23 protein-coding genes are annotated in these 23,842 nt (G+C 75.5%); 11 read left to right on the top strand and 12 right to left on the bottom strand.

Features of this window, described 5'->3' with window-relative positions; genetic code table 11:
* On the bottom strand, positions 1 to 2,469 hold the full coding sequence (gene hrpB, locus MODMU_RS15595) for an ATP-dependent helicase HrpB (protein ID WP_014741271.1): 2,469 nt from the start codon (positions 2,467 to 2,469) through the stop codon (positions 1 to 3).
* Between the two features lie 87 nt (positions 2,470 to 2,556).
* Here hrpB and MODMU_RS15590 point away from each other — a divergent pair, with 87 nt between their 5' ends.
* Genes MODMU_RS15590 through MODMU_RS15585 form a run of 3 tightly spaced genes read left to right on the top strand, consistent with a single transcriptional unit; the run spans position 2,557 to position 5,826 of the window.
* Positions 2,557 to 4,653, top strand: a complete 2,097-nt coding sequence (locus MODMU_RS15590; RefSeq protein WP_014741270.1) for an elongation factor G-like protein EF-G2 — start codon at positions 2,557 to 2,559, stop codon at positions 4,651 to 4,653.
* 53 nt (positions 4,654 to 4,706) lie between these two features.
* Positions 4,707 to 4,868, top strand: coding sequence for a hypothetical protein (locus MODMU_RS29140; protein ID WP_014741269.1), 162 nt, complete (start codon positions 4,707 to 4,709; stop codon positions 4,866 to 4,868).
* Between the two features lie 22 nt (positions 4,869 to 4,890).
* The gene (locus tag MODMU_RS15585) at positions 4,891 to 5,826 is read left to right on the top strand and encodes an alpha/beta fold hydrolase (protein ID WP_014741268.1); all 936 of its coding nucleotides are present in this window, start codon (positions 4,891 to 4,893) and stop codon (positions 5,824 to 5,826) included.
* On the opposite strand, the gene MODMU_RS15580 is transcribed toward MODMU_RS15585, so the two are convergent.
* The 4 genes from MODMU_RS15580 to MODMU_RS15565 form a co-directional block, all read right to left on the bottom strand.
* Positions 5,827 to 6,660 (bottom strand): VOC family protein, encoded by an 834-nt coding sequence (locus tag MODMU_RS15580; RefSeq protein ID WP_014741267.1) that lies wholly within the window; start codon positions 6,658 to 6,660, stop codon positions 5,827 to 5,829.
* A 27-nt stretch (positions 6,661 to 6,687) separates the two neighbouring features.
* Positions 6,688 to 7,470 (bottom strand): CPBP family intramembrane glutamic endopeptidase, encoded by a 783-nt coding sequence (locus MODMU_RS15575; RefSeq protein WP_041795339.1) that lies wholly within the window; start codon positions 7,468 to 7,470, stop codon positions 6,688 to 6,690.
* Between the two features lie 119 nt (positions 7,471 to 7,589).
* Positions 7,590 to 8,123: a dihydrofolate reductase family protein gene (locus MODMU_RS15570; RefSeq protein ID WP_041795338.1), complete on the bottom strand. Its 534-nt coding sequence runs from the start codon at positions 8,121 to 8,123 to the stop codon at positions 7,590 to 7,592.
* 144 nt (positions 8,124 to 8,267) lie between these two features.
* The gene (locus tag MODMU_RS15565) at positions 8,268 to 8,636 is read right to left on the bottom strand and encodes a nuclear transport factor 2 family protein (RefSeq protein WP_014741264.1); all 369 of its coding nucleotides are present in this window, start codon (positions 8,634 to 8,636) and stop codon (positions 8,268 to 8,270) included.
* A 131-nt stretch (positions 8,637 to 8,767) separates the two neighbouring features.
* Between MODMU_RS15565 and MODMU_RS15560 the strand changes: the two genes are divergently transcribed.
* From MODMU_RS15560 to MODMU_RS27150, 4 genes are all read left to right on the top strand, one after another.
* On the top strand, positions 8,768 to 9,565 hold the full coding sequence (locus MODMU_RS15560) for a helix-turn-helix domain-containing protein (protein WP_014741263.1): 798 nt from the start codon (positions 8,768 to 8,770) through the stop codon (positions 9,563 to 9,565).
* Positions 9,566 to 9,621: 56 nt separating this feature from the next.
* Positions 9,622 to 10,671 carry a TIGR03885 family FMN-dependent LLM class oxidoreductase gene (locus tag MODMU_RS15555; RefSeq protein WP_014741262.1) on the top strand — a complete coding sequence of 350 codons (1,050 nt, stop codon included), beginning with the start codon at positions 9,622 to 9,624 and terminating at the stop codon, positions 10,669 to 10,671.
* A gap of 28 nt (positions 10,672 to 10,699) precedes the next feature.
* Positions 10,700 to 12,379, top strand: a complete 1,680-nt coding sequence (locus MODMU_RS15550) for an alpha-amylase family protein (protein ID WP_014741261.1) — start codon at positions 10,700 to 10,702, stop codon at positions 12,377 to 12,379.
* Positions 12,380 to 12,511: 132 nt separating this feature from the next.
* Positions 12,512 to 13,186 carry a hypothetical protein gene (locus MODMU_RS27150; RefSeq protein ID WP_014741260.1) on the top strand — a complete coding sequence of 225 codons (675 nt, stop codon included), beginning with the start codon at positions 12,512 to 12,514 and terminating at the stop codon, positions 13,184 to 13,186.
* A 46-nt stretch (positions 13,187 to 13,232) separates the two neighbouring features.
* On the opposite strand, the gene MODMU_RS15540 is transcribed toward MODMU_RS27150, so the two are convergent.
* The 5 genes from MODMU_RS15540 to MODMU_RS15520 form a co-directional block, all read right to left on the bottom strand.
* Positions 13,233 to 13,715, bottom strand: coding sequence for an SRPBCC family protein (locus MODMU_RS15540; RefSeq protein WP_014741259.1), 483 nt, complete (start codon positions 13,713 to 13,715; stop codon positions 13,233 to 13,235).
* Complete coding sequence (locus MODMU_RS15535; protein WP_014741258.1) at positions 13,712 to 14,077, bottom strand: ArsR/SmtB family transcription factor; 366 nt, start codon at positions 14,075 to 14,077, stop codon at positions 13,712 to 13,714. The genes MODMU_RS15540 and MODMU_RS15535 overlap by 4 nt, the downstream gene beginning before the upstream one ends.
* An 87-nt stretch (positions 14,078 to 14,164) precedes the next feature.
* Entirely contained in the window at positions 14,165 to 14,905 is a 741-nt protein-coding gene (locus MODMU_RS15530; protein ID WP_014741257.1) for a hypothetical protein, read from the bottom strand.
* 76 nt (positions 14,906 to 14,981) lie between these two features.
* Complete coding sequence (locus tag MODMU_RS15525; RefSeq protein WP_014741256.1) at positions 14,982 to 15,743, bottom strand: sulfite exporter TauE/SafE family protein; 762 nt, start codon at positions 15,741 to 15,743, stop codon at positions 14,982 to 14,984.
* Positions 15,740 to 16,525: a sulfite exporter TauE/SafE family protein gene (locus tag MODMU_RS15520; RefSeq protein WP_014741255.1), complete on the bottom strand. Its 786-nt coding sequence runs from the start codon at positions 16,523 to 16,525 to the stop codon at positions 15,740 to 15,742. Before MODMU_RS15520 ends, MODMU_RS15525 begins: the two co-directional genes overlap by 4 nt.
* Positions 16,526 to 16,605: 80 nt before the next feature.
* Here MODMU_RS15520 and MODMU_RS15515 point away from each other — a divergent pair, with 80 nt between their 5' ends.
* Positions 16,606 to 16,911: a hypothetical protein gene (locus tag MODMU_RS15515; RefSeq protein ID WP_014741254.1), complete on the top strand. Its 306-nt coding sequence runs from the start codon at positions 16,606 to 16,608 to the stop codon at positions 16,909 to 16,911.
* Here MODMU_RS15515 and MODMU_RS27145 read toward each other — a convergent pair.
* Both MODMU_RS27145 and MODMU_RS15505 read right to left on the bottom strand, forming a co-directional pair.
* Positions 16,898 to 19,243 carry a putative bifunctional diguanylate cyclase/phosphodiesterase gene (locus MODMU_RS27145; RefSeq protein WP_014741253.1) on the bottom strand — a complete coding sequence of 782 codons (2,346 nt, stop codon included), beginning with the start codon at positions 19,241 to 19,243 and terminating at the stop codon, positions 16,898 to 16,900. The two genes, MODMU_RS15515 and MODMU_RS27145, sit on opposite strands and share 14 nt — an antisense overlap.
* Positions 19,244 to 19,353: 110 nt before the next feature.
* Positions 19,354 to 21,960 (bottom strand): DEAD/DEAH box helicase, encoded by a 2,607-nt coding sequence (locus MODMU_RS15505; RefSeq protein WP_014741252.1) that lies wholly within the window; start codon positions 21,958 to 21,960, stop codon positions 19,354 to 19,356.
* Between the two features lie 156 nt (positions 21,961 to 22,116).
* On the opposite strand from MODMU_RS15505, the gene MODMU_RS28575 reads away from it, so the two are divergent.
* The 3 genes from MODMU_RS28575 to yidD all read left to right on the top strand — a co-directional run bounded on the left by MODMU_RS28575 (position 22,117) and on the right by yidD (position 23,842).
* On the top strand, positions 22,117 to 22,266 hold the full coding sequence (locus tag MODMU_RS28575) for a hypothetical protein (RefSeq protein WP_166503511.1): 150 nt from the start codon (positions 22,117 to 22,119) through the stop codon (positions 22,264 to 22,266).
* Positions 22,267 to 22,499: 233 nt separating this feature from the next.
* Positions 22,500 to 23,357: an SDR family oxidoreductase gene (locus MODMU_RS15500; protein WP_014741251.1), complete on the top strand. Its 858-nt coding sequence runs from the start codon at positions 22,500 to 22,502 to the stop codon at positions 23,355 to 23,357.
* A gap of 2 nt (positions 23,358 to 23,359) precedes the next feature.
* Positions 23,360 to 23,842, top strand: a complete 483-nt coding sequence (gene yidD, locus MODMU_RS29590; RefSeq protein ID WP_014741250.1) for a membrane protein insertion efficiency factor YidD — start codon at positions 23,360 to 23,362, stop codon at positions 23,840 to 23,842.

Here is a 23,842-nt window from a genome sequence, read left to right as displayed (position 1 = left end):
TCAGGTCCCGCGGGGTTTCGCCCGGCGGGTCGCCGCCGCGCTCGCCGGGTCCTCGGGCCAGGGGTGCCGCGGGTACCGGCCGCGGAGCTCGCTGCGGACGGCGGGCCAGCCGGTCGACCAGAAGCCGGCCAGGTCGGCGGTGGTGGCGACCACCCGGCCGGCGGGGGACAGCAGCTGCAGCCGCAGCGGCCGGCCGGCGACCACCGGCGCGGCGGCCCAGCCGAACACCTCCTGCACCCGCACCGACAGCGTGGGCACCGCGGGGTCGGCGTAGTCGACCCGGACCCGCGACCCGGTCGGCACCTCGACCCGCTCGGGCACCAGCTCCTCGAGCCGGCCGGCCAGCTGCCACGGCAGCAGCGCGCGCAGCGCGGCGACGACGTCGACCCGGGCCAGGTCCCGGCGGCTGCGCGCCGCGGTGACCGCCGGGCTCTCGGCGAACGCGGCCCGCAGCGCCTCGTTGTCCACCGGTGGCCACGGGGGCCCGAGCCCGGCGTGCGCGGCGGCCAGCCGCTGCCGGAGGCCGGTCGCGGCCGACGTCCAGCGGAGCAGGTCCAGCCCCTCGGCGCGCAGGCCCGCGGCGACCGCGGCGGCCACCGCCGCCGGGTCCGGGTCGGTCAGCGGCCGTTCGCGGAGCACGATCGCGCCCAGCCGCTCCACCCGCGCGGCGGCCACGTCGCCGTCCCGCCACACGACCTCCGCGGCGTCGGTGTGCGCGGCCGCGCCGGCCTCCAGCGCGGTCGCCCGGTCGACGGCCACCGCCGTCCGCACTCGGGCGTCGCGCCGCCCGGGGGAGCGGTCCGCGGCGGCGACGGCCAGCCACTCCGCACCGTTCAGCGCGGTGCCCGGCGCCAGCTCCGCGCCGGTGCCGGCGGCCAGCAGGTAGGTCCGCTCCGCTCCCGGCCGGCGGCGGGCCAGCCACTCCGGGTGGGCCAGGCCGACCACCAGCCCGGCGGCGACGTCGTCGGTCAGGTCGGTGTCGGGCGCGGGAGGTGCGGCGCGGCCGAGCCGGTCGACCTCGTCGCGCCAGCGGGGTTCCCGGTTGCGGCGCAGCTCCCGCCAGCCGGCCACCAGGTCGTCGGAGCGGGCCGGGACGTCGGCCGACAGCAGCGCCACCACCTCCGCCGCCCGTCGCCGGCCGACCAGCGGGGCGCCGTCGAGCAGCGCGCGGGCCAGCCGTGGGTGCGCGCCGACCGCGGTCAGCGACCGGCCGCGCGCGGTCACCCGGCCGGCGGCGTCGACCGCGCCGAGCTCGCGCAGGGTCGCCCGGGCCACGTCGAACGCCGCGGCGGGGGGTGGGTCGGGCAGCGCCAGGCCGGCGCCGTCGGGCGCGCCCCAGCAGGCCAGCTCCAGCGCCAGGCCGGTGAGGTCGGCGGCGGCGATCTCGGGCTCCGCCGCGGCCGGCAGCCGGTCGTGCTCGGCGGCCGACCAGAGCCGGTACACCCGGCCCGGCGCCTCCCGGCCGGCGCGGCCGGCGCGCTGCACGGCCGCGGCCCGGGACACCCGCACGGTGGCCAGCGCGCCCATGCCCCGGGCGACGTCGAACCGCGGCACCCGGGCCAGGCCCGCGTCGACCACCGTGCGCACGCCGGGGACGGTCAGGCTGGTCTCGGCGACGTCGGTCGACAGGACGACACGGCGGCGCGGCCCCGGGGTGAGCGCGGCGTCCTGGTCCGCCGCGGGCAGCCGGCCGTGCAGCGGCCGGACGTCGGCGTCCACCCCGGCCAGCAGCCCGGCGACCCGGCCGATCTCCGCCGCGCCCGGCAGGAAGACCAGCACGTCGCCGGCGGTCTCCGCCAGCGCCCGGCGGACCGTGCCGGCCACCGCCGTCAGCAGCCGCGGGTCGACCCGGGTGCCCAGCGGCGGGGCGACCGGCGGGCTGGGCGGGCACCACACCGGCTCGACGTCGTGCAGCGCGCCGGTCGCCTCCAGCACGGGCGCGTCCCCCATCAGCGCGGCGAGCCGGCCGGCCTGCGCCGTCGCCGACATGGCCAGCAGCGCCAGCTCGGGGCGCAGCGCCGCCCGCACGTCGAGGGTGAAGGCCAGCGCGAGGTCGGTGTCCAGCTGCCGCTCGTGGCACTCGTCGAGCACGACGGCCCCGACGCCGGGCAGCTCGGGGTCGGCCTGCAGCCGGCGGACCAGCAACCCGGTGGTGACCACCTCCACCCGGGTCGCCGCGCTGCGCCGGCTGTCGCCGCGGACGCTGTAGCCCACCGACGCCCCGACCGGCTCGCCGAGCAGCGCGGCCATCCGCCGGGCCGCGGCCCGGGCCGCCACCCGGCGCGGCTCGGCGACGAGCACGGTGCCGGGCACCCGGCCGGCCAGTGCGAGCGGCACCAGCGTGGTCTTGCCGGTGCCCGGTGGGGCGACGAGCACCGCGGCACCCGCGGCGGTCAGGGCGGCGTCGAGGGCGGGCAGCACCGAGCGGACCGGGAGGTCGGTCCCCGGGGTCCCGGTCGGCGGCAGCACGAGCTCAGTCTGGTCAGCCCTTGTCCGCGGAGCGGAGCGGGGCCAGGCTGGACCCACGGGGACAACGACGTCTCACCGGAGGTCCGCGTGGCGGCACACGGCAACAAGGACAGCAGCAAGGAGGCCTCCGGGGCGCCCGCGCCCCGGGCGCCGGAACGGGTGCGCAACGTCGTGCTCGTCGGCCGCCCGGGGGCCGGCAAGACCACCCTGGCGGAGGCCCTCGTGGTGGCGACGGGGGCGCTGACCCGGGCCGGCCGGGTCGAGGACGGCACCACCTGCCTGGACACCGACGAGGTCGAGGTCCGGCTGCAGCACTCGGTCACCCTGCACGCGGCGACCGTCGAGCACGCCGACCACCGGATCACCCTGCTCGACACCCCCGGTGCGCCGGACTTCGTGGGGGAGCTGCGCGCTGCCCTGCGCGCAGCCGACGCCGCGCTCTTCGTCGTCTCCGCGGTCAGCGGCGTCGACGCCGCGACCGTGCAGCTGTGGGACGAGTGCGCCGCGGTGGGGCTGCCCCGCGCGGTCGTGGTCACCCAGCTCGACCGGGCCCGGGCCGACGTCCCGGCCGTCGTCCGCGCCTGCCAGGAGCAGCTCGGCCTCGGCGTGCACCCGCTGCACGTCCTCGACCCGGCGGGTGGCCGGCTCACGTCGCTGCTCGAACCGGACCAGGGCGACGCCGAGGCCGCCCGGCTGCGCGCCGAGCTGGTCGAGGCGGTGATCGCCGAGAGCGAGGACGAGTCGCTGATGGACCGCTACCTCGCCGGGGAACCGCTCGCCGTCGCCGACCTGGTGCCCGACCTGGAGACGGCGGTCGCCCGCGGCGCCTTCCACCCGGTGCTGTGCACCGCCCCGCTGTCCGGCGTGGGCGTGCGCGAGCTGCTCGACCTGCTGGTCAGCGCCTTCCCGTCACCGCTGGAGCGGCCCTGCCCCGCCGTCTCCCGCCCCGACGGCGCCCCGGCCGGCGTGGTCGGCTGCGACCCCGCCGGTCCGCTGGTGGCCGAGGTGGTCAAGACGACGACCGACCCCTACCTGGGCCGGATCTCGCTGGTGCGGGTCTTCTCCGGCACGCTGCGCCCGGACGCCGCGGTGCACGTCTGCGGCCACGGCACCCTCCACGGGTGGGGGGAGAACCACCCCGACCACGACGCCGACGAACGGGTGGGCACGATCTCCTGCGTGCTGGGCAGCACGCTGCGGCCGGTGGCCGAGTGCCCGGCCGGCGACGTCTGCGCGGTCGCCCGGCTCGGCAGCGCCGAGACCGGGGACACGCTGTCCGACCCGGTCCGGCCGCTGCTGGTCACGCCGTGGCCGCTGCCGGACCCGCAGCAGCCGGTCGCGGTCGCGGCGGCGTCCCGCAGCGACGAGGACCGGCTGGCCGGCGCGCTGACCCGGCTCGCCACCGAGGACCCGTCGGTCCGGGTGGAGCGGCGGGCCGACACCGGGCAGCTGCTGCTGTGGACCGTCGGCGACGCGCACGCCGAGGTGCTGCTGGACCGGCTGCGCACCCGGTACGGGGTGAGCCTGCAGACCCCGCCGGTGCTGGTCCCGATGGTGGAGACGCTGGCCGGCCCGGCCACGGTGACCGCGCGGCACGTGAAGCAGTCCGGCGGGCACGGGCAGTACGCCGTCGTCGTGCTGGAGGCCGAACCCGGGCCCCCGGGATCGGGCATCACCTTCGCCCAGCGGGTGGTCGGGGGAGCGGTGCCGACGGCGTACCACGGCAGCGTGGAGAAGGGCGTGCGCGCGCAGGCGGCCCGGGGCGTGAGCGGCAACCGGCCGCTGGTCGACGTCGCCGTGACCCTGGTCGACGGCAAGGCGCACTCGGTCGACTCCTCCGACGCCGCGTTCCAGGCGGCCGGGGCGCTCGGGCTCCGGGAGCTCGCCCAGGCGGCCGGGACGACGGTGCTGGAACCGTGGTGCGCGGTGGAGGTGACCGTGCCGGCCGAGCACGTCGGGCCGGTGCTCAGCGACCTCGCCGGCCGGCGGGCCCGGGTCACCGGCAGCGTCGCCCAGCCCGACCGCGACGCCACGACCGTGCTGGCCGAGGTGCCGGAACGGGAGCTGCTGAGCTACGCCGGTGCGCTGCGGTCGGTGTCCCACGGCACCGGCCGGTTCACCCGCCGTCCGCTGGGCCACGAGCCCGCCCCGGCCGCCGTCGTCGCGGAGCTGCAACCCGTCTGACCCGGTGGCACGGCCGGTTGTCGGGGGCTCGACCGGCCCGGGCGGTCGAGGTCATGATGCTGGCCGTGGTCACCGGAGCGCCCGCCGCCGTCCCGTCCGACGTCCTCGACGACCTGCGGGACCGGGTGCGCCGGCACCGCGCCGTCCCCACGGCGTCGACGCTGGGCCCCGCGCACGGGGTCGACCCGGCGCTGCTGGCCGACCTGCTCGCGTAGGGCCGACGGCTACGACTGGCGGGTGCACGAGGACCGGGTGCGGGCGCTCCCGTGGGAGGTCGTGGACACCGCGCGCGGCCCGCTGCGGCTGGTGCACCAGCGGTCGGCGGACCCGCGGGCCACGACGGTCGTGCTGCTGCACGGCTGGCCGGACTCGGTGCTGCGCTTCGAGCGGCTGCTGCCGCTGCTGGGTGCGCACCACGTCGTCGTCCCGGCGCTGCCCGGCTTCCCGTTCGCCGCCCCGGTGCCGACAGGCGGGCTGGCCTCGGCGCAGATCGCCGAGGTGGTCGCCGACGGCATGGCCGCGCTCGGCGTCGACCGGTACGTCCTCTCCGCCGGGGACGTCGGGTGCGACGTCGCCGAGGCGCTGGCCGCCGCGCACCCGGAGGCGGTGTCCGCGCTGCACCTCACCGACGTCTCGCAGTACCACTTCCTCGACGCGCTCCCCGACGACCTGTCGGCGACCGAGACGGCGTACGTCGCGCACGGCCGGCACTGGCAGGCGACCGAGGGCGGGTACATGCACGAGCAGTCGACGAAGCCGCGCACCCTCGCCGTCGGCCTGGGCGACTCCCCGGCCGGCCTCGCCGCCTGGCTGCTGGAGAAGTACACCTCGTGGACCGACAACGGCGGCGACGTGACCAGGGTGTTCTCCCGCGACGAGCTGCTCACCTGGATCACCGCCTACTGGGTGACCGGCACGATCGGCACGTCGTTCACCCCCTACGCGCAGAGCTCGGTCCCGGCCGGGCGGCCGGTCGCCCCCGCGGTGTTCACCGTGGGCCCGCGCGACCTGGTCAACGCGCCCCGCGAGTTCGCCGAGCGGGTGTTCGCCGTGCACGCCTGGCACGACCTCCCCTCCGGCGGGCACTTCGCGGCCTGGGAGCAGCCGGCCGCGTACGCCGCCGGGGTCGCCGAGGCGGTCGCCCTCGCCCGGGCGGGCGATCGGCCCGGGTGATCACCAGTCGCCGTCCGGCGGGGTGAACTGGCTGACCGTGAACTCGGCACCCTGCGGGTCGCGCAGCAGCGCGTTGCGGGTCCACAGCTCGTCGGCCGACCGCAGCACGGTCGCGCCGAGCCGCTCGGCGGTCGTGACGCTGTCGTCCCGGTCGGCGACGGTGAACGTGACGTGCCAGTGCGCCGGCTCGTCGGGGGCCACCACCAGGCTGCCGATCACGTCCGCGAAGCCGGGCGGCGCCGCGGCCTGCCGCTCGTGGATCCCGGGGTCCACCGTGGCGGCCAGGTGGTCGCCGTACCCCGGCACCTGCAGCATCGTCCCGGCGCCCTGCGCCATGTCGACGGCCAGCCAGCCGAACAGCGGTGCGTAGAAGGCCATCGCCGCGTCGCGGTCCGGGGTGTGCAGGTCGGAGAAGTTCCAGGTGCCCGGGGCGTTGGTCAGCTGCGCACCGAGCCGCCGGCGGGCCTGCCACAGCGCGAACTCCGCGCCCTGCGGGTCGGCGCACGCGGCCGCCCGGCCGCCGGGTCCGGCGTCGGCCGGCGGCGTCAGGACCGACCCGCCGGCCGCCGCGACGGCGGCGGCCGTGGTGTCGGCGTCGTCCACCGCGACGTAGGTGTTCCAGGTGGCGGTGCTGCCGGTCGCCGGCCCGAGCGCGGCGACGTCCTGCCCGTCGAGGGTCGCGATCAGGTAGGAGCCGGGGGCGTCCGGCGGTACGACGTCGGTGAGCGTCCAGCCGAAGAGCCCGCGGTAGAAGCCCGCCGCCGCCTCGAGGTCGGGCTGCTCGCTGTCGATCCAGCAGGTCACGCCGTGGGGGTAGCTGCGTCGTCCGGCCATGTCGCCTCCGCTGACGGGCGTCCCAGGCTAGGCCAGCCGCAGGCCGGGCGGTCCCACCTCGCGCCGCGGCCAGGCCAGCAGCGCGACGCCGAAGAGCAGCAGGCCCACGTGCGCTGCGGCGATCGCGGCGTCCGGCAGCGGCTCGGCGGCCAGCAGGGTGACCAGGTCGGCGACGGCGTGGACGACGACCAGGACGGGGATCCACCGGAAGCGCCACTGCCAGGCCGCCCAGGCGAAGCCGGCGACCGCGGAGAGGCCGACGTTGCCCAGCACGTCACCCAGCTGCCGGTCGGTCAGCGCCAGCGCGGACAGGTGCTGCAGGCCGAACAGCGCTGCGGTCAGCGCCACCGCGACGGTCGGCCGGTAGCGGGTCAGCAGCCCGGAGAGGACGACGCCGCGGCTGGTCAGCTCCTCGTTCACGCCGACCAGCAGCAGGGTGAGCGCCCACAGCCCGACGCCGGGCGCGCGGTCCCGCAGACCCGCCGGCAGCGCCCAGGAGAGCGCCTCGGCCAGCAGCGGCACGGCCGTCAGCGCGGCGGCCCAGGACCGCCAGGCCGTGGTCGCCCCGATCGCCCGCCACAGCCGGCGGCGGGTGACGAGCACGACCGCGTAGCCGGTGACCGCCACGTTGGCGGTCAGCCCGAGGTACCACCCCCGGACGCCGAGGGCGCCGGCCACCTCCAGCACCACGACCATGACCAGGAACCGGCCCAGGTGGACGGCGACCGCGTCCGCCAGCGCCGGCAGCCGCCCGGGGCGCGGGCCCGGGGCCGCTCGATCGGTGCGGGAACGGGTGCCCTGCCCGGCCATGCCACCTCCGCTGACGGTCCGGGCCACGGTAGCGGCGGCCGGTCGCGTGATCACCTCGGGTGCAGCGGTGCCTCGCGCGACGGGAGACGACGCCCGACCCGAGGTGATCTCGGTCGACGTCAGTCGCGGGGTGCGGGCACGCCGTAGTGCAGCAGCAGGATGCCGGTCGGGGTCCGGGCGACGTCGCGCAGGTCGAGCCGGCGCAGGTCGCCGGCCTCGAACAGCCGCCGCCCCGACCCGGCGATCGTCGGGGCCACCACCAGCTGCAGCTCGTCGACCAGGCCGGCGGCCAGCAGCGCGCGGGCGAGGGTGGTGCTGCCGTGGACGCCGATGTCCCCGCCCGGTCGCTGCTTGAGCGCGGTCACGTACCCGACGGCCGGGTCGTGCACGGCGGTGCTGTTCGACCACGGCTGGGTCAGCGGGGTGGAGGTCAGCACGTGCTTGGGGGTGCCGTTGATGAAGGCGGCGAACGGCTCGACGTCCGAGGTGGGCCAGTACCCGGCCCAGTAGTCGTAGGTCCCGCGCCCGAGCAGGACGTCGTCCTGCCGCGCGATGACCCGGCCCAGGTGGGCGAACACCTCCTCGTCGACGTCGAGGACCCAGTCGCCGGGCTCCTCCGCGACCCCGTCCACCGACAACAGCTGGTACAGCACGACCGGGCGTACGGCGTTCCTCTCGCAAGGGGTGACGAGGACAGGACCCTGCGACGACGCCAGGATCATCGGTCGCAGGTGGGGACCACGGGCCGGGCCGGCCTCCAGACGCGGAGACGGCGCCCGGCCCGTGGTCGGGACGGGTCAGGCGGTTGGCACCCGGTCGAGGAAGCCGAGCACGCTGCGCAGCCGGCCGTCGGCGTCGCGGACGGCGACGTCGAACCCGACGATCGGTGCCTCGGGGGCCCCGGCCGGCCCGAGCTCCCAGCTGAACCGGGCCTGGTCGTGGTGGGCGTCGACCGGTCCGGCCAGCCGGAAGACGAAGCCGGGGAACTGCTGCTGCACGGCGCCGATGGTCGCCGCGATCGCCTCACGGCCCTCCGCGTCGACCATCGGGTCGGTGTAGCGGGCGTCCTCGGCGTACAGGGCGGCCACCGCCGCGCTGCGGGCGTCGGCGTCGGTCTCGTTCCAGGCCGCGATGTAGCGGTGGGCCAGGGTGTCGAAGTCGGTCACGGTGCGTCCTCTCCTCGGTGGTGCGACCCGCTCCCCGGGCCGTCGGGGACCAGCGTGGGCAGCCGAGGTCGTCGCGTCGATTACCTGCCAGGTAGTCGTGCCGGGCACCTCGGCTGCCCTACCGTCGCGCCGTGACCAGCAGCCGGACGACGTCCCGCGGGGCCGGTGACCTGCTGCGGCACTGGCGCCAGCAGCGCCGGCGCAGCCAGCTGGACCTGGCCCTGGACGCCGGGGTCTCGGCCCGGCACCTGAGCTTCGTGGAGACCGGCCGCGCCCGGCCCAGCAGCGGGCTGCTGCTCGCGCTCGCCGAGCAGCTCGAGGTCCCGCTGCGCGAGCGCAACGCGCTGCTGCTGGCCGCCGGCTACGCCCCGGCCTACTCCGAGACCGCGCTGGAGGGCGAGCAGGCCGCCGCGGTGCGGGAGTCCCTGGCCCACCTGCTGGCCGGGCACGAGCCCTACCCGGCGGTCGTGTTCGACCGGTACGGCGACGTGGTGCTCACCAACCGGGCCGTCGGCCCGCTGCTCGAGGGCGCCGACCCGGCGTTGCTGGGGCCGCCGGTGAACGTCTACCGGCTCGGGCTGCACCCCGGCGGGCTGGCGCCGCGGATCCGGGACCGGGCCGGCTGGACCGCCCACCTGGTGCACCGGCTGACCCGGCTCGAGCGGCTGACCGGCGACCGCCGGCTCACCCGGCTGCTGGCCGAGGTGCGCGGCTACCCGGGGGTCGTCGAGGCGCTGGCCGCCCGCCCGCCGGGCAACGAGCTGCTGATGACCGTCCAGCTGGCCTCGCCGGACGGCGAGCTGGCCCTGCACACCACGGTGACCAGCTTCGGCGACCCGCACGACGTCACGCTGTCCGAGCTGGCGGTCGAGTCGTTCTTCCCGGCCGACGAGCGCACCCGGGAGCTGCTGCGGAGCCGGGCGACGTGATCGTTGCGCGGGTCATCCGTCCTGCAGCTGATCGTGATCCTCGGTAGGCATGCGCCATGACGGTGATCGGCTTCCACAACTCCCACGAGCAGGTGCACCCCGCCGACCTGCTCCGCGCGGTGCAGCACGCAGAGCAGGTCGGGTTCACCGCAGCGATGTGCTCGGACCACCTCGAGCCCTGGAACGAGCGGCAGGGCCACTCCGGTTTCGCCTGGTCCTGGCTGGGCGCGGCGCTGGCCACCACTGACCTGCCCTTCGGTGCGGTCAACGCCCCCGGCCAGCGGTACCACCCGGTGATCATCGCCCAGGCGATCGCCACGCTGGGGTCGATGTTCCCGGGCCGCTTCTGGGTCGCGCTGGGGTCGGGCGAGGCGATGAACGAGCACGTCACCGGGCACGTCTGGCCGAACAAGGAGCTGCGCGACGCCCGGCTGCGCGAGTGCGTCGACGTCATCCGGGCGCTGCTGGCCGGTGAGGAGGTCAGCCACGAGGGCCTGGTGACCGTCGACCGGGCCCGGATCTGGACGCTGCCCGAGCAGCAGCCCGCGCTCATCGCCCCGGCGGTCAGCGCGAGGACCGCCGCCCGGCACGCCGAGTGGGCCGACGGCCTGGTCACCATCAACCAGCCGTACGACACCCTGCGCGAGGTGATCGCCGCCTACCGGGACGCCGGCGGCCAGGGCTCGCTGACCATCCAGGTGCACGTCTCCTGGGACCCCGACCCCGACCGGGCGCTGGCCCTGGCGCACGACCAGTGGCGCAGCAACGTCTTCCCGCCGCCGCTGTGCTGGGACCTGGACACCACCCGGGCCTTCGACCAGGCCAGCACGCACGTCCGCCCCGAGGACATGCACGACGCGGTGCGCATCTCCAGCGACCTGGGCCAGCACGCCGCGTGGATCCAGGAGTACGTCGAGCTCGGCTTCGACCAGGTCTACCTGCACCACGTGCCCAAGGAGCAGACCGCGTTCCTGGACGCCTTCGGCGAGCACGTGCTGCCCCAGCTCGACGTCACCGCGCCCGCGCCCGCGGTCGCCATCGACCCGCCCGGCCCGCCGGAGCCCCGCCGTCCCGAGCAGACGCCGCAGCCCGCCGTCCTGCCCTGATCCCGACCGTTCCGAGAAGAGGAGCACCATGCGGATCACCGACACCGCCGACCTGTGGTGGAAGAACGCCGTCGTCTACTGCCTGGACGTCGAGACCTACATGGACTGGAACGGCGACGGCATCGGCGACTTCGCCGGCCTCGCCCAGCGCATCGAGCACCTGGCCGACCTGGGCGTCACCTGCCTGTGGCTGATGCCCTTCTACCCGACCACCGAGCGGGACGACGGCTACGACATCACCGACTTCTACGGCGTCGACCCGCGGCTGGGCACGCACGGTGACCTGGTCGAGGTCATCCGGACGGCGAAGGACCGCGGCATGCGGGTCATCGTCGACCTGGTGGTCAACCACACCAGCGACAAGCACCCGTGGTTCCAGGCGGCCCGGCGGTCGAAGGACGACCCGTTCCGCGACTTCTACGTGTGGCGGTCCGACCCGCCGCCGGACACCTCGGCCCAGGTGGTCTTCCCGGACAAGGAGGACAGCATCTGGGAGCTGGAGGAGAAGACGGGGGAGTGGTACCTGCACAAGTTCTACAAGACCCAGCCCGACCTGAACGTGGCGAACCCGCGGGTCCGCGACGAGATCGCCAAGGTCATCGGCTTCTGGCTGCAGCTGGGCCTGGACGGCTTCCGGGTGGACGCCGTCCCCTTCCTGCTGGAGACCGAGGGCATCGACCCGGCCGAGGCGGAGCGGTTCCCCGACCCGCACGAGTACCTGCGGGCGCTGCGCTCGCTGGTCGACCGCCGCTCCGGCGACGGCGTGCTGCTCGGTGAGGTGAACCTGCCGCACGACCAGCAGGCGGAGTTCTTCGGCGGCACCGACGGCGACGAGCTGACCATGCAGTTCGACTTCATCGCCATGCAGGCGATGTACCTGTCGCTGGCACGGGCCGACGTCGCCCCGCTGGTCGACGCGCTGACCGCCCGGCCGGCGACCTCCCCGGACAACCAGTGGGGGACGTTCGTGCGCAACCACGACGAGCTCACCCTGGACAAGCTCTCCGACGACGAGCGCGCCGAGGTGTTCGGCGCCTTCGGCCCGGACCCGGACATGCAGGTCTACGACCGCGGCCTCACCCGCCGGCTGCCGCCGATGCTGGCCGGCGACCCGCGCCGCATCCGGATGGTCTACAGCCTGATGTTCTCCCTGCCCGGCACGCCGGTGCTGTTCTACGGCGAGGAGATCGGGATGGGGGAGAACCTCGCCGCCGAGGGCCGGCTCGCCGTCCGGACGCCGATGCAGTGGACCGCCGGCCGCAACGGCGGCTTCTCCTCGGCCGCGCCCGGCAAGCTGCCCGGGCCGGTGGTCGAGGGCGGCTTCGCCCCGGAGTTCGTCAACGTCGCCGACCAGCGGCGCGACCCGGACTCGCTGCTGTCGTTCATGAAGCTGCTCATCCGGCGCTACCGGGAGTGCCCGGAGCTGGGCTGGGGTGAGTACGAGGTGCTCGGCCAGCCGCACCCGGAGGTGCTCGCCTCGCTGAGCTCCTGGGACGACGGGGCGCTGGTCGCGCTGCACAACCTCGGGCCCGAGCCGCGCACCGTGCCGCTGGTGCTGGCCGGCTGCGGCAGCACCCACCGGCTGGAGGACCTGCTGACCGTGGGCAGCGCGGCGCTGGCCGACGACGGGTCGGTCGAGCTCGCGCTGGAGGGGTACGGCCACCGCTGGCTGCGGGTGGTCGCCGAGGGCAGCCGCCGGCTGCTCTGACGCTGCGGTCCCGGCACGGCACGGACGGTGAGGCCCGCGCCGGGGCGCGGGCCGCACCGTCCGCCACACCCGGCCGCCTCCCCGGGATCGTCGGAGCTCCCGCCTAGCTTCTCCGGCGAGGTGATCGGACAGATGAGCGACGAGCAGGACGTGCTGACCCCCGGCTGGGTCGACCCGCGGGGTGCCCGTGCGACGGAGACCGGAGCGGCGCCGGCGGGCGCCACCGCCGTCGTGCCCGGGCAGCGGACGGAGGCCCCGCCGGCCACCCCGGCACCGGCGGCGGCTGGGGCACCAGGCCCGAACCCGGACCCGGAGCCCCAGCCGGTCGGTGAGCCGACGGCCGCCGCGACGCCGGAGGCGGCCCCGGCACCCGGGCCCGACGCCGAGCCCGGTGCGGCGCCGCACCCGACGGCCCCGGTCGGCGGGCGTCCCCAGCCGCGGCTCCCGCGGCTGCCGCGGCGGGACCCGATGATCCGGATGGGCCCGTGGGCACCGGTCGCCGGCGCGGCGGTCGGGCTGCTGCTCGGGATCGTGGTGGTGCTGCTGCTCGCCCCGGCCGTGGAGAGCTTCGACCAGCGGCTGGCCCTGGTCTTCGTCGTGCTCGGCCTGTCGCTGCTCGGTGCTGGGGGCACGCTGCTGGCCGACGAGGTGCGGATCATGCGGCGCGGGGCCCAGGCGGCCGAGGCCCGCGCCGCGGGTGCCGGGGTGATCGCCGGGCTGCTCAACGGCCTCACCCCGGCCCGGCTGCTCATCGCGGCCAGCGCGTTCGTGCTGCTGCTCAGCGCCTACGTGACCCAGGGCAGCTGAGCCCGGCGGTCCCGGCCCGAGCGGCCGGGGCCGCCGGCCCGGGCCGTCAGCCGGCGAGCAGGGCGTCGAGGCGCTCGTAGCCCTCGCGGACGCCCGAGTCCATGCCGCTGGCCAGGAAGGCGTCCCGCCCCTCGAAGGAGTCGACCAGCGAGGTGGCGGTGAGCCGGCTGCGGCCGCCGGGCAGGTCCTCCAGCTCCAGCCGCTCCAGGGCGACGCCGTCCGGGAAGCCCTCGAAGGTGAACGTCTGGACGATCAGCTCGGCCGGGCGCACCTCGTGGAAGCTGCCGTGGAAGCCGTACTCCTGGCCCTCGTGGACGTGCACGTAGCGGTAGGAGCCCCCGGTGCGGCAGTCGTAGTGGTCGATCCGGGCCTCGGTCCCGCGCGGGCCCTGCCACTGCACCACCAGCTCCGGGTCGGTGTGCGCGCGGAAGACCTTCTCCTTGGGGGCGTCGAACTCGCGGGTGATCCGGACGAGCGGGACCCGCGGGTCGGCGACGATCTCGGTCTCGTGGGTGCTGGTGGTGCTCATGACGGGGTGCCTTCCTTCCGAGCAGGGGTGGGGTCGACGTCGTCCGGCATCGCGGCCAGCACGTCGTCCAGGCGGCGGTAGCGCTCCTCGGCCTCGCGCCGGTAGCGCTCGATCCACTTCGTCATCAGGTCGAAGACCTGCGCTTCCAGGTGCACCGGACGGCGCTGGGCCTCCCGGCTGCGGCTGACCAGGCCGGCGTCCTCGAGCACCTTGAGGTGCTTGGACACCGCCTGCAGGCTCACCTCGTAGGGGGCGGCGAGCTCGTTCACGGTGGCGTCGCCGACGGCGAGCCTGGCCACCATGTCGCGCCGGGTGGGGTCGGCCAGGGCCGAGAACACCCGGGACAGCGCGTCTGCCGCCACGCGGACCTCCTCTCTCGTCAACCAATCGGTTGAGGAAGAGGGTAGTGACGTCCTGCGCCGGTTGTCAACCAGTTGGTTGAGAAGGAGTCAGCTCTCCGACGGGCTGAGCTCGGACAGCGAGATGCGGCCGGCGAGCACGTCGTCGGCGACGTCGTCGACCACCCGGTCGCTGGCGAAGGCGTAGGCCTTCAGCGCGGCCAGGGCGTCCTCGGTGTCCAGCCCCAGGGCGACGTTGACCATCCCGGTGGCCTGCCACACCCGGGCCCGCTGCAGCGCGTCCGGGCCGTCCCACCAGCCGGGGCGGCCCTCCTCCTTCGGCGCGCCCAGGGCCGCGGCGACCATCGCCCGGGTCAGCGCGATGGTCACCTCCTCGACGTCGTCCCGGTCGGTGGCCGGCAGCTGCTCGGGGTCGCGGACGTAGAGGTCGAGCACCACCAGCGGCCCGAGCGGGGGGAGCAGGGGCACCGACAGCACCGCGTGGAAGGGCGTGTCGCCGACCAGGGCGGTGTACAGGTCCGGCCAGTTGCGGGCGATCGCGGCGTCGTCGAAGGCGATCGCCACGCCGTCGTCGTGCGCCCGCAGGCAGGGGCCCTCGCCGTGGGTGAACTGCAGCCGCTCGGCCTGGGAGGCGACCGGGTCGCTGGCCCCGATCGGCGTCCGCAGGCCCTTCATGTCGTGGATGCTCATCCCGGCGCCGTCGACCGGCAGCGCCGCGACGCACGCCCGGGACAACCGGACGGCGAGCATCTCCGGCCCGCGCAGCTCCGGCGGGGGCAGCTGCTCGAGCGCCCGTGCGAACCGCTGTGCCGCCTGCCCTGCCGCGGACATGTGTCTCCTGTCGTCCGTGCGCCGTCGGCGCACCGGTCAGCCTGCCGTCCTGGGGCCCGGGCACCACCGTAGATGATCAGCCGAAGGCGTCCAGCCCGAGGTGGACGGCGAGCCCGAGCCCGGCGACGGCGATCAGCCGGCGCAGCAGGGTCTGCGGCACCCGGCGCACCACGCCGGGGCCGAGCGAGCCGCCGACCAGGAAGCCGAGCGCCAGCGGCAGGGCCGCCAGCCAGTCGACGTCGGCGAAGAACGCGTAGCCCAGCGCCGCGACCGAGTTGGCCACGCCCAGCACCACGTTCTTCACGGCGTTGCTGCGCGGCACCCCCTCGCCGGTGACCAGCAGCAGCATCGCCAGCATCAGGACGCCGGCGGCCGCGCCGAAGTACCCGCCGTAGACGGAGACGCCGAACGCCCCGACGACCAGCCACCGCGAGTCGCGCTGCGGGTGCCGGGCCCCCTCCGCCGCCAGCTCACGGGGTGGGCGCTGCACCAGGATCGCCGCCGACGCCCCGGCGATGAGGAACGGGACGAGCTTCTCGAAGGCGGCCGACGGGGTGAGCAGCAGCAGCACCGCGCCGGTGACCCCGCCCAGCAGCGCGACCGCGCACAGCGGCACCAGCCGCCGCCGCTGCCCGGCCAGCTCGGGGCGGGAGGCGCTCACCGACCCGATGCTGGAGAACGCCAGGGCGACGGTGTTGGTGACGTTGGCCGTCAGCGGCGGGATGCCGGTGGCCAGCAGCGCGGGGTAGCTGAACAGCGAGGCGAGACCGGCGACGCTGCCCACCAGCCCCGCGGCGACCCCGGCGAGCACCAGCAGCGCGAACTCCAGGGCGCTCACCGGGTCAGCAGCACGGCGATGGCGACCAGGCCCAGCAGCACGATCGCCGTCCGCAGCACCGGTGCCGGCAGCCGCCGGCCGAGGGTGGACCCGACGTACCCGCCGACCAGCGACCCGCCGGCCACCAGCCCGGCGGCGCGCCAGTCGACCCGGTCGGTGGCCACGACGACGTAGGTCAGCGCGGCCACGGCGTTGACGCCGAGGGTCAGCACGTTCTTGATGGCGTTGAGCCGCTGCAGCGGCTCGCGCAGCAGCAGGCCGAAGATGCCGATCTGCAGCACGCCCTGGCTGGCGGCGAAGTACCCGCCGTAGGTGCCGGTCGCGTACGCGCCGGCGACCAGCGCGGCCAGCCGGCCGCCGCCGACGTGCGGGTCGGGGTCGGTCCCGGCGCGGGCCCGGCGGGCCGCCAGCCGGCGCTGCAGCACCGGCTGGACCGCGACCAGGACGACGGCGAGCGCGACCAGTCCCGGGACGATCGTCTCGAACGCCGAGGCGGGCAGGTGCAGCAGCAGGAACGCGCCGGTCAGCGCCCCGAGCACCGAGGCGGGGAAGAGCCGCAGCAGCAGCCGGCGCTGCCCGGTGAGCTCGCGGCGGTAGCCGATGGCGCCGGTGAGGTTGCCCGGCACCAGGCCCAGCGAGTTGGAGACCGTGGCGGTGACCGGGGGCAGGCCCACCGCCAGCAGCACCGGGAAGGTGACCAGGGTGCCCGAGCCGACGACGGCGTTGATCGAGCCGGCCGCCAGCCCGGCCAGCGCGACCGCGACCATCTCCACCGCCGTCATGCCCGCATCGCCGCGAGGGTGCCACAGCGGGTCCCTGTGAGCGCGCACACCGCGGGGGTCCAGCGGGTAGGGGAGCACCCATGTCAGCACGCAGCGCGGCGGTGGCGGCCGCGGACCGGTGGGTGGACCCCGACGACGGCATCGGCTACCCCGCCGGTGAGGTGCACGCCTGGGTGCCCGGGCACAACGAGACGGTCTGCGGGCTGTCGCTGAGCCGGTCGCAGTTGTCCCGGTTCCCGCACGTGACCTGGGCCGACGTGCAGCCCGAGTCGGGGCGGCACGCGGAGGAGGTCGCGGAGGTGTGCCGGCGGTGCCGGGCGGCCCAGGGCGCCCGCCGGGACGAGCGCGGCTGGACGCGGACGAACCCGCGCCTCAGGCCGGGGTGAGCTCGCCGTCGGACGCCGGCCGCCGGTTGCCCGCCAGCCAGCGGCCGAACTCCGCGACCGGGGCGGGTCGCAGGTACCGGAACCCCTGCAGGGCGGTGATCCCGGCCATCCGGAGGAAGGCCTCCTGCTCGGCGGACTCCACGCCCTCGGCGACCGTGGCCAGCCCCAGCCGGCCGGCCATCTGCACGATCGCCTCGACCACGGCGGCGTCCGCGGTCCGGGTGAGCGCACCGGCCACGAAGGACTTGTCGATCTTCACGATGCCGATCGGCAGGCTGCGCAGGGTGGTCAGCGCCGAGTAGCCGGTGCCGAAGTCGTCCAGCGCGACCCCGACCCCGAGTCCGACCAGCTCGTCCAGCGTCGCCGACACCGCGGGGGAGTCCAGCACCGTGGTCTCGGTGACCTCGACGACCAGCCGGTCCGCGGCCAGGCCGGTGCCGGCCAGCGCGGCCCGGACCAGGTCGACGAACTGCGGATGGGCCAGCTGCACGGGTGAGGCGTTGACGTGCAGGGCGACCGGCGTCGACCCGTCGTCCCAGCCGGCCGCGTCGGCGCAGGCCGACCGGAGCACCCACTCCCCGAGCTCGAGCACGGCGCCGGTCTCCTCGGCCAGGCCCAGGAACTCGTCGGGACCGAGCAGGCCGCGGACCGGGTGGTGCCAGCGCACCAGCGCCTCCACGGCGGTGCAGCGGCCGTCGACCGCCGACACCACCGGCTGGTAGGCGAGCACCAGCTGACCGTCGGCCACGGCCGCCCGCAGCTCGGCCTCGGCGGCCGCCCGGTCGTCGAGCTGCAGCAGGGCGGGGGAGAAGAACTGCACCCGGTTCTTGCCGGCTGCCTTCGCGGCGTACATGGCGACGTCGGCCTGGTGGACGACGAGGCTCTCCGCGTGGCCGGCCGGCACCGGGGTGACCCCGATGCTGGCGCCGATCCGGGCCAGCCCCTCCGCCAGCTGCACCGGCGTGGAGATCAGCTGCACCAGCCGACGGCCGATCGCCCGGGCGTCGGCCTCGCCGGCGTCGCGCAGCAGCACCGCGAACTCGTCGCCACCCAGCCGGGCGCACAGGTCACCGCTCCGCAGCACCGAGCGGAGCTGGCCGCCGAGGTGGGCCAGCAGCCGGTCGCCGGCGAGGTGCCCCAGCTGGTCGTTGACGACCTTGAAGTCGTCCAGGTCGAGGAACAGCAGCCACGACTCGGTGTCCGGCGTGGCCAGCGCCTGCACCAGCGCAGCGGTGAAGGCGGGCCGGTTGGCCAGGCCGGTGAGCCCGTCGGTGCGGGCCTGGGTGCGGAGCTCGGCGTGCGCGTCGCAGGTGCGCAGGGCCAGCGCGACCTGGGCGAGCATCGACCGGGTCGCGACAATGCCCTCGCGCGGCACCCGCGGCGTGGCACCCAGCAGCAGGTGGCCGCCGGCGGTGTCCGGGAGGGGCAGGCACACCCACTGGCCGGCCACGCCGGAGGCCAGCACGAGCTCCGGCGGCGCCGTGATGACCGCCGCCTCCTGGCCGGTCGATGCCGGCGGCAGCAGCGTGCGCGGCAGCGTGCTCGGCTGCCGGCGCCACCCGCCGGCGGTCCCGGAGACGCGCAGGGTGTCACCGCCCTCGTCGTAGACGACGGCCAGGCGCAGGCCGGGGGTCGACCGGCAGATCGCCTCTGCGGTGACCCACGACGCCGCCATCACCGCGAGCCGGTCGGTCACCCCGATCAGCCGGCTCGCGAAGGCCGCCAGGGCGCGGTCGCGCTCGTGGTCCACGTCGCGCTGGAAGAGCCCCAGCGCGAGGTATCGGGCGACGAGCGCGTTGATCGCGATGACCGGCAGCGAGCCGAGCACCGGAGCCGGCGACGTCCAGGGCGCCTGCCCGGGGACGACGCCCCACAGCGGTACGGCCAGCGAGATCGCCAGGCACGCGCCCGCCGCGTAGCCGGCGACCCGCCCGTTGCTGCCGTAGGCGCCGCGGAACCACAGGGCGGGGACCACCACGCCGAACGCGATGGCCGGCTGGGTGCAGGACAGGGCGAACAGCAACAGGCACGTCGTGTCGGTGAGGTCGAGGACGAGCGGCACCTCGCGGGTGCGGTAGCGGTGCACCCACGAGGCGGCGAGCCCGCTGCAGGAGACGGCGACCAGGGCGATCGTCCAGCGGTCCCCGGCGAGCAGCATGCCGACCGGGGTCAGGAACAGCGCGGACAACGCCGAGAGGGCGAACAGCCACCGGACGCGTTCCACCGGCTCGGCGGGCCGGCGCAGCAGTTCGGCCGGTCGGGGGAGCAGCACGGCCCAGGGCCATCGCGCAGCCGGCCCGCCACCCGGCCGCGCCGTGCGGAAGTCGCCCATCCACCCTGCCCGTCTCGTGCGGGGTGCGTGCCCCCGTCGGGCGGCTCCCTCGTCGAGGACAGTTTCGGCACGAGCCGTTCCGCTCTGCATCCCCCGTCCGGGGGTGCTCTTCAGTCCTTGCGGCCGGCGTCCACCAGCCGCAGCACCACGACGCCCTCCTCGTCGGAGGCCGCCAGGTCGACCTCGACGTCGAAGCCCCAGTCGTGGTCGCCGGCCGGGTCGTCCAGGATCTGCCGCACCCGCCAGAGCCCCGGCTCGCTCTTGTCGACGACGAGCAGCGCCGGGCCGCGGGCGTCGGCACCGGTGCCGAGCTCACCGTGCTCGGCGAAGTAGGCCTGCACGACCTCCCCCCACCGGTCGGCGTCCCAGCCCGAGGCGGCGTCGAGCTGGCCCAGGTCGTACCAGCGGCGCAGCGCGATGAGCTCCACCCGGCGGAACAGCGCGTTGCGCACCATCGCGGTGAACGCGCGCTCGTTGCCGGTGAGCGGGCGCGGCCGGGCAGGCACGGCCACCGGGGCGTCCAGCGGCTGGTCGGGGCTGGTCAGCTGCTCCCACTCGTCCAGCAGCGAGGAGTCGACCTGGCGGACCAGCTCGCCGAGCCACTCGACGAGGTCGGTGACCTCCTCGGTGCGGGCGTCGGCCGGCACCCCGGAGCGCAGCGCCTTGAACGCGTCGGACAGGTACCGCAGCACCGCGCCCTCGGAGCGGGTCAGCTGGTAGGTGTTGACCAGCTCGCGGAAGGTCATCGCCTGCTCCCACATGTCCCGCACCACCGACTTCGGGGAGAGCTGGGCGTCGGCCACCCACGGGTTGGACGAGCGGTAGGTCTCGAAGGCGTACTCGAGCAGTTCCTCGAGCGGCTTGGGGTAGGTGATCTCCTCCAGCAGCTCCATCCGCTCGTCGTACTCGATGCCCTCGGCCTTCATCTGCGCCACCGCGGCGCCCTTGGCCTTGTTCAGCTGCGCGGCCAGGACCTGCCGGGGGTCGTCCAGGGTCGCCTCGATGACGCTGACCACGTCGAGCGCATAGGTGTCGGACTCCTGGTCCAGCAGGCCGATGGCGGCCAGCGCGAAGGTGGACAGCGGCTGGTTGAGCTGGAAGTCCGGCGGGAGGTCGACGGTCAGCCGGTAGCGGCGGCCGTCGGGCTCGGGGGTGGCGAGCCGCTCGATGACGCCGGCCTGCAGCAGACCGCGGGCGATGCCGATGGCCTCCCGGATGTGCCGCAGCTGCCGCTTGCGCGGCTCGTGGTTGTCGGTGAGCAGGTGCCGCATCGCCGCGACCGGGTCGCCGGGCCGGGCGAGCACGTTGAGGACCATCCCGGTGGAGACCCGGAAGTGGCTGCTCAGCGGCTCGGGCTCGGCGGCGATCAGCCGCTGCTGGGTCGCCTCGCTCCACGGCACCATGCCCTCGGGTGCCTTGCGCCGGACCAGCTTGCGGCGCTTCTTCGGGTCGTCGGCGACCTTGGCGAACTGCTTGAGGTTCTCCACCTCGTGCTCGGGCGCCTGGACGACGACGGTGCCGGCGGTGTCGTAGCCCGCGCGACCGGCCCGCCCGGCGATCTGGTGGAACTCCCGGGCGTTGAGCAGCCGGGTGCGGGTGCCGTCGTACTTGCTCAGCGCGGAGAACACGACGGTGCGGATCGGCACGTTGATGCCCACCCCGAGGGTGTCGGTGCCGCAGATGACCTTGAGCAACCCGGCCTGGGCCAGCTGCTCCACCAGCCGCCGGTACTTGGGCAGCATCCCGGCGTGGTGCACGCCGATGCCGTGCCGGACCAGCCGGGACAGCGTCGTCCCGAAGGCGGAGGAGAAGCGGAAGCCGCCGATCTGGTCGGCGATCGCCTGCTTCTCCTCCTTGGTGGAGACGTTGACGCTCATCAGCGCCTGTGCCCGCTCCAGCGCCGAGGCCTGGGTGAAGTGGACGACGTAGACCGGTGCCTGCCGGGTGGAGAGCAGCTCGTCGATCGTCTCGTGCATCGGGGTGGTCGCGTAGTAGTGGTGCAGCGGCACCGGGCGCTCGGCGTGGGCGACGAGCGCGGTGGGCCGCCCGGTGCGCCGGGTGAGGTCCTCCCGCAGCGTGCTGACGTCGCCGAGGGTCGCGCTCATCAGCAGGAACTGCGCCTTCGGCAGCTCGATCAGCGGCACCTGCCACGCCCAGCCGCGGTCGGGGTCGCCGTAGAAGTGGAACTCGTCCATGACCACGAGGCCGATGTCGGCGTCCGGTCCCTCGCGCAGCGCGATGTTGGCCAGCACCTCGGCGGTGCAGGCGATGATCGGCGCGTCGGCGTTGACGCTGGCGTCGCCGGTCAGCATCCCGACGTTCGCCGCACCGAAGACCCCGCAGAGGGCGAAGAACTTCTCGCTGACCAGCGCCTTGATCGGCGCGGTGTAGAAGCTGACCCGGTCGCTCGCCAGCGCGGCGTACTGCGCGCCGGTGGCCACCAGCGACTTGCCCGAGCCGGTCGGGGTGGCCAGCACGACGTTGGCGCCGCTGACCAGCTCGATGAGCGCCTCCTCCTGCGCCGGGTACAGCGGGGTGCCGGCCGCCTCGGCCCACTCGGCGAAGCGGGCGAAGACCGCGTCCGGGTCGTCGCCGAGGGCGAACAGCTCCGACAGGTCGTCGGGGTCGGCGATCAGCGCCGACACGTCCGGCGAGGGCAGCGCGGTGGCGGGGGAGTCGGCCGGGGTCGTGTCGGTGCCGGCGGGGGAGAGCGTCATCGTGCCCACCAGGGTGCCCGATGGCCGGCGTCCCCCGGCGGCGACTCCTCCGGGGGACACGCGGTCTCGATGAGGTCACGATCCACGCACAGGTGCGTAAGGTGGCGAATTCCTGGACACAAAGTGAACAGCAGGTGAACGAGAGATGGAGGAGTGATGAGCGTGCAGAACTGCCCGCAGTGCAGCTGGGTGCCCGTGGTCGACGAGGCCGGGCACCGCCGGCTGGAGATGCGGTGGACGCGGCCCGGCACCGTGACGCCGCTCGCCGTCCGCAGCCCTGCGGCTGCCGGGACACGCGCGGCCTGAGGAAGGACCCCCGGCGACCCGGGAGGTGTCGAGGCGCGCAGTGCCGCGCTCCCTCGACACCTCCCGGGTCGCTGGCCGTCCGGGCCCGGACCGGCCGCAGCTCGACGCAGGTGTCCCGGCTCCCGGAGCGGGTAGGCGCTGGGCGAGGCAGCACCGGGCCGGGGCCCTCGACGCACCGGCCGCGTGAGCAGAGCGCAGGAGTGCCGCCGGCCCGACGTGCAGGAGGAACCACCGTGTCGTCACCGCGTCCCGAGTCCCAGCCCGAGCAGCAGCAGACCCCGCCGGGCGTCCTCGGTGAGATGACCCCCAAGCCCGACCACGGCGAGGAGAGCTACCGCGGCTCCGGGAAGCTCACCGGCAAGCGGGCGGTGATCACCGGCGGCGACAGCGGCATCGGCCGCGCCGTCGCGATCGCCTTCGCCCGGGAGGGCGCCGACGTCCTCATCTCCTACCTCGACGAGCACGACGACGCCCGGGACACCGCCAAGTACGTCGAGGAGGCCGGCCGGAAGTGCGTGCTCGTCGCCGGTGACCTGTCGGACCGGGCGCACGCGAAGACGATCGTGCCCAGGGCGCTCGAGGAGCTCGGCGGCATCGACGTCCTGGTCAACAACGCCGCGTTCCAGATGAGCCACGACACCCTGGAGGAGATCCCGGACGAGGAGTTCGACCTCACCGTCGGGCTGAACCTCGGCGCGATGTTCACCCTGTGCAAGGACGCGGTGCCGCACATGCAGCCGGGCTCGTCGATCATCAACTCCTCGTCGGTGAACTCCGACATGCCGAGCCCCACGCTGGCCGTCTACGCGATGACCAAGGCCGGGATCGCGAACTTCACCGCCAGCCTCGCCCAGCTCTACGCCGAGAAGGGGATCCGCGCCAACAGCGTGGCCCCCGGCCCGGTCTGGACGCCGCTGATCCCCGCCACGATGCCCCCGGAGAAGGTGGCCAGCTTCGGTCAGCAGGTGCCGATGGGCCGAGCTGCCCAGCCGGCCGAGCTCGCTCCCGTGTACGTGCTCCTCGCCAGCGACGAGGCCAGCTACGTATCCGGGGCCCGGGTCGCCGTCACCGGCGGCAACCCGATCCTCTAGCGGTGGTCTTCGTCTGGGGCTCGGGCGGTGGCGGCCCGCGGCGGCGGCGGGGCTGGGGCGGCCCCGGCTACCGGCGCGGCTACGGGCCGCCCCCGGGCTACGGCTACGGCGGGTACGGGCCCGGCTACCGGCGGAACGACTCGTGCCTGCGCGACCTGCTGTTCCTCAACACCGGCTGCTGCCTGGCCCAGGCGCTCGGCTGCGGGATGGAGATGCTGCTGGTCGCGCCGTCGACGGTGCGCCGGGTCCGGGCGGAGAGCACCGGCGGACGGGTCGCCGACCGCCTGGTCGCGGCGGTCCGGCTCTACCAGCGGGAGGTGAGCCCGCGGCGCCCACCGTGCTGCCACTTCACCCCGACCTGCTCCGCGTACGCGGTCGAGGCGTTGCAGCAGCACGGCGCGCTGCGCGGCAGCTGGCTCACGGCCCGCCGGCTGGTGCGCTGCCGGCCGGGCGGTCGGCGGGGTGCGGACCCCGTGCCCTCCTGA

Origin of the sequence: Modestobacter italicus (assembly GCF_000306785.1) — a bacterium.
Lineage (GTDB): Bacteria > Actinomycetota > Actinomycetes > Mycobacteriales > Geodermatophilaceae > Modestobacter > Modestobacter italicus.
The sequence above is the reverse complement of the archived record's forward strand: the minus strand, read 5'-3'. Positions and strand labels throughout refer to the sequence as shown.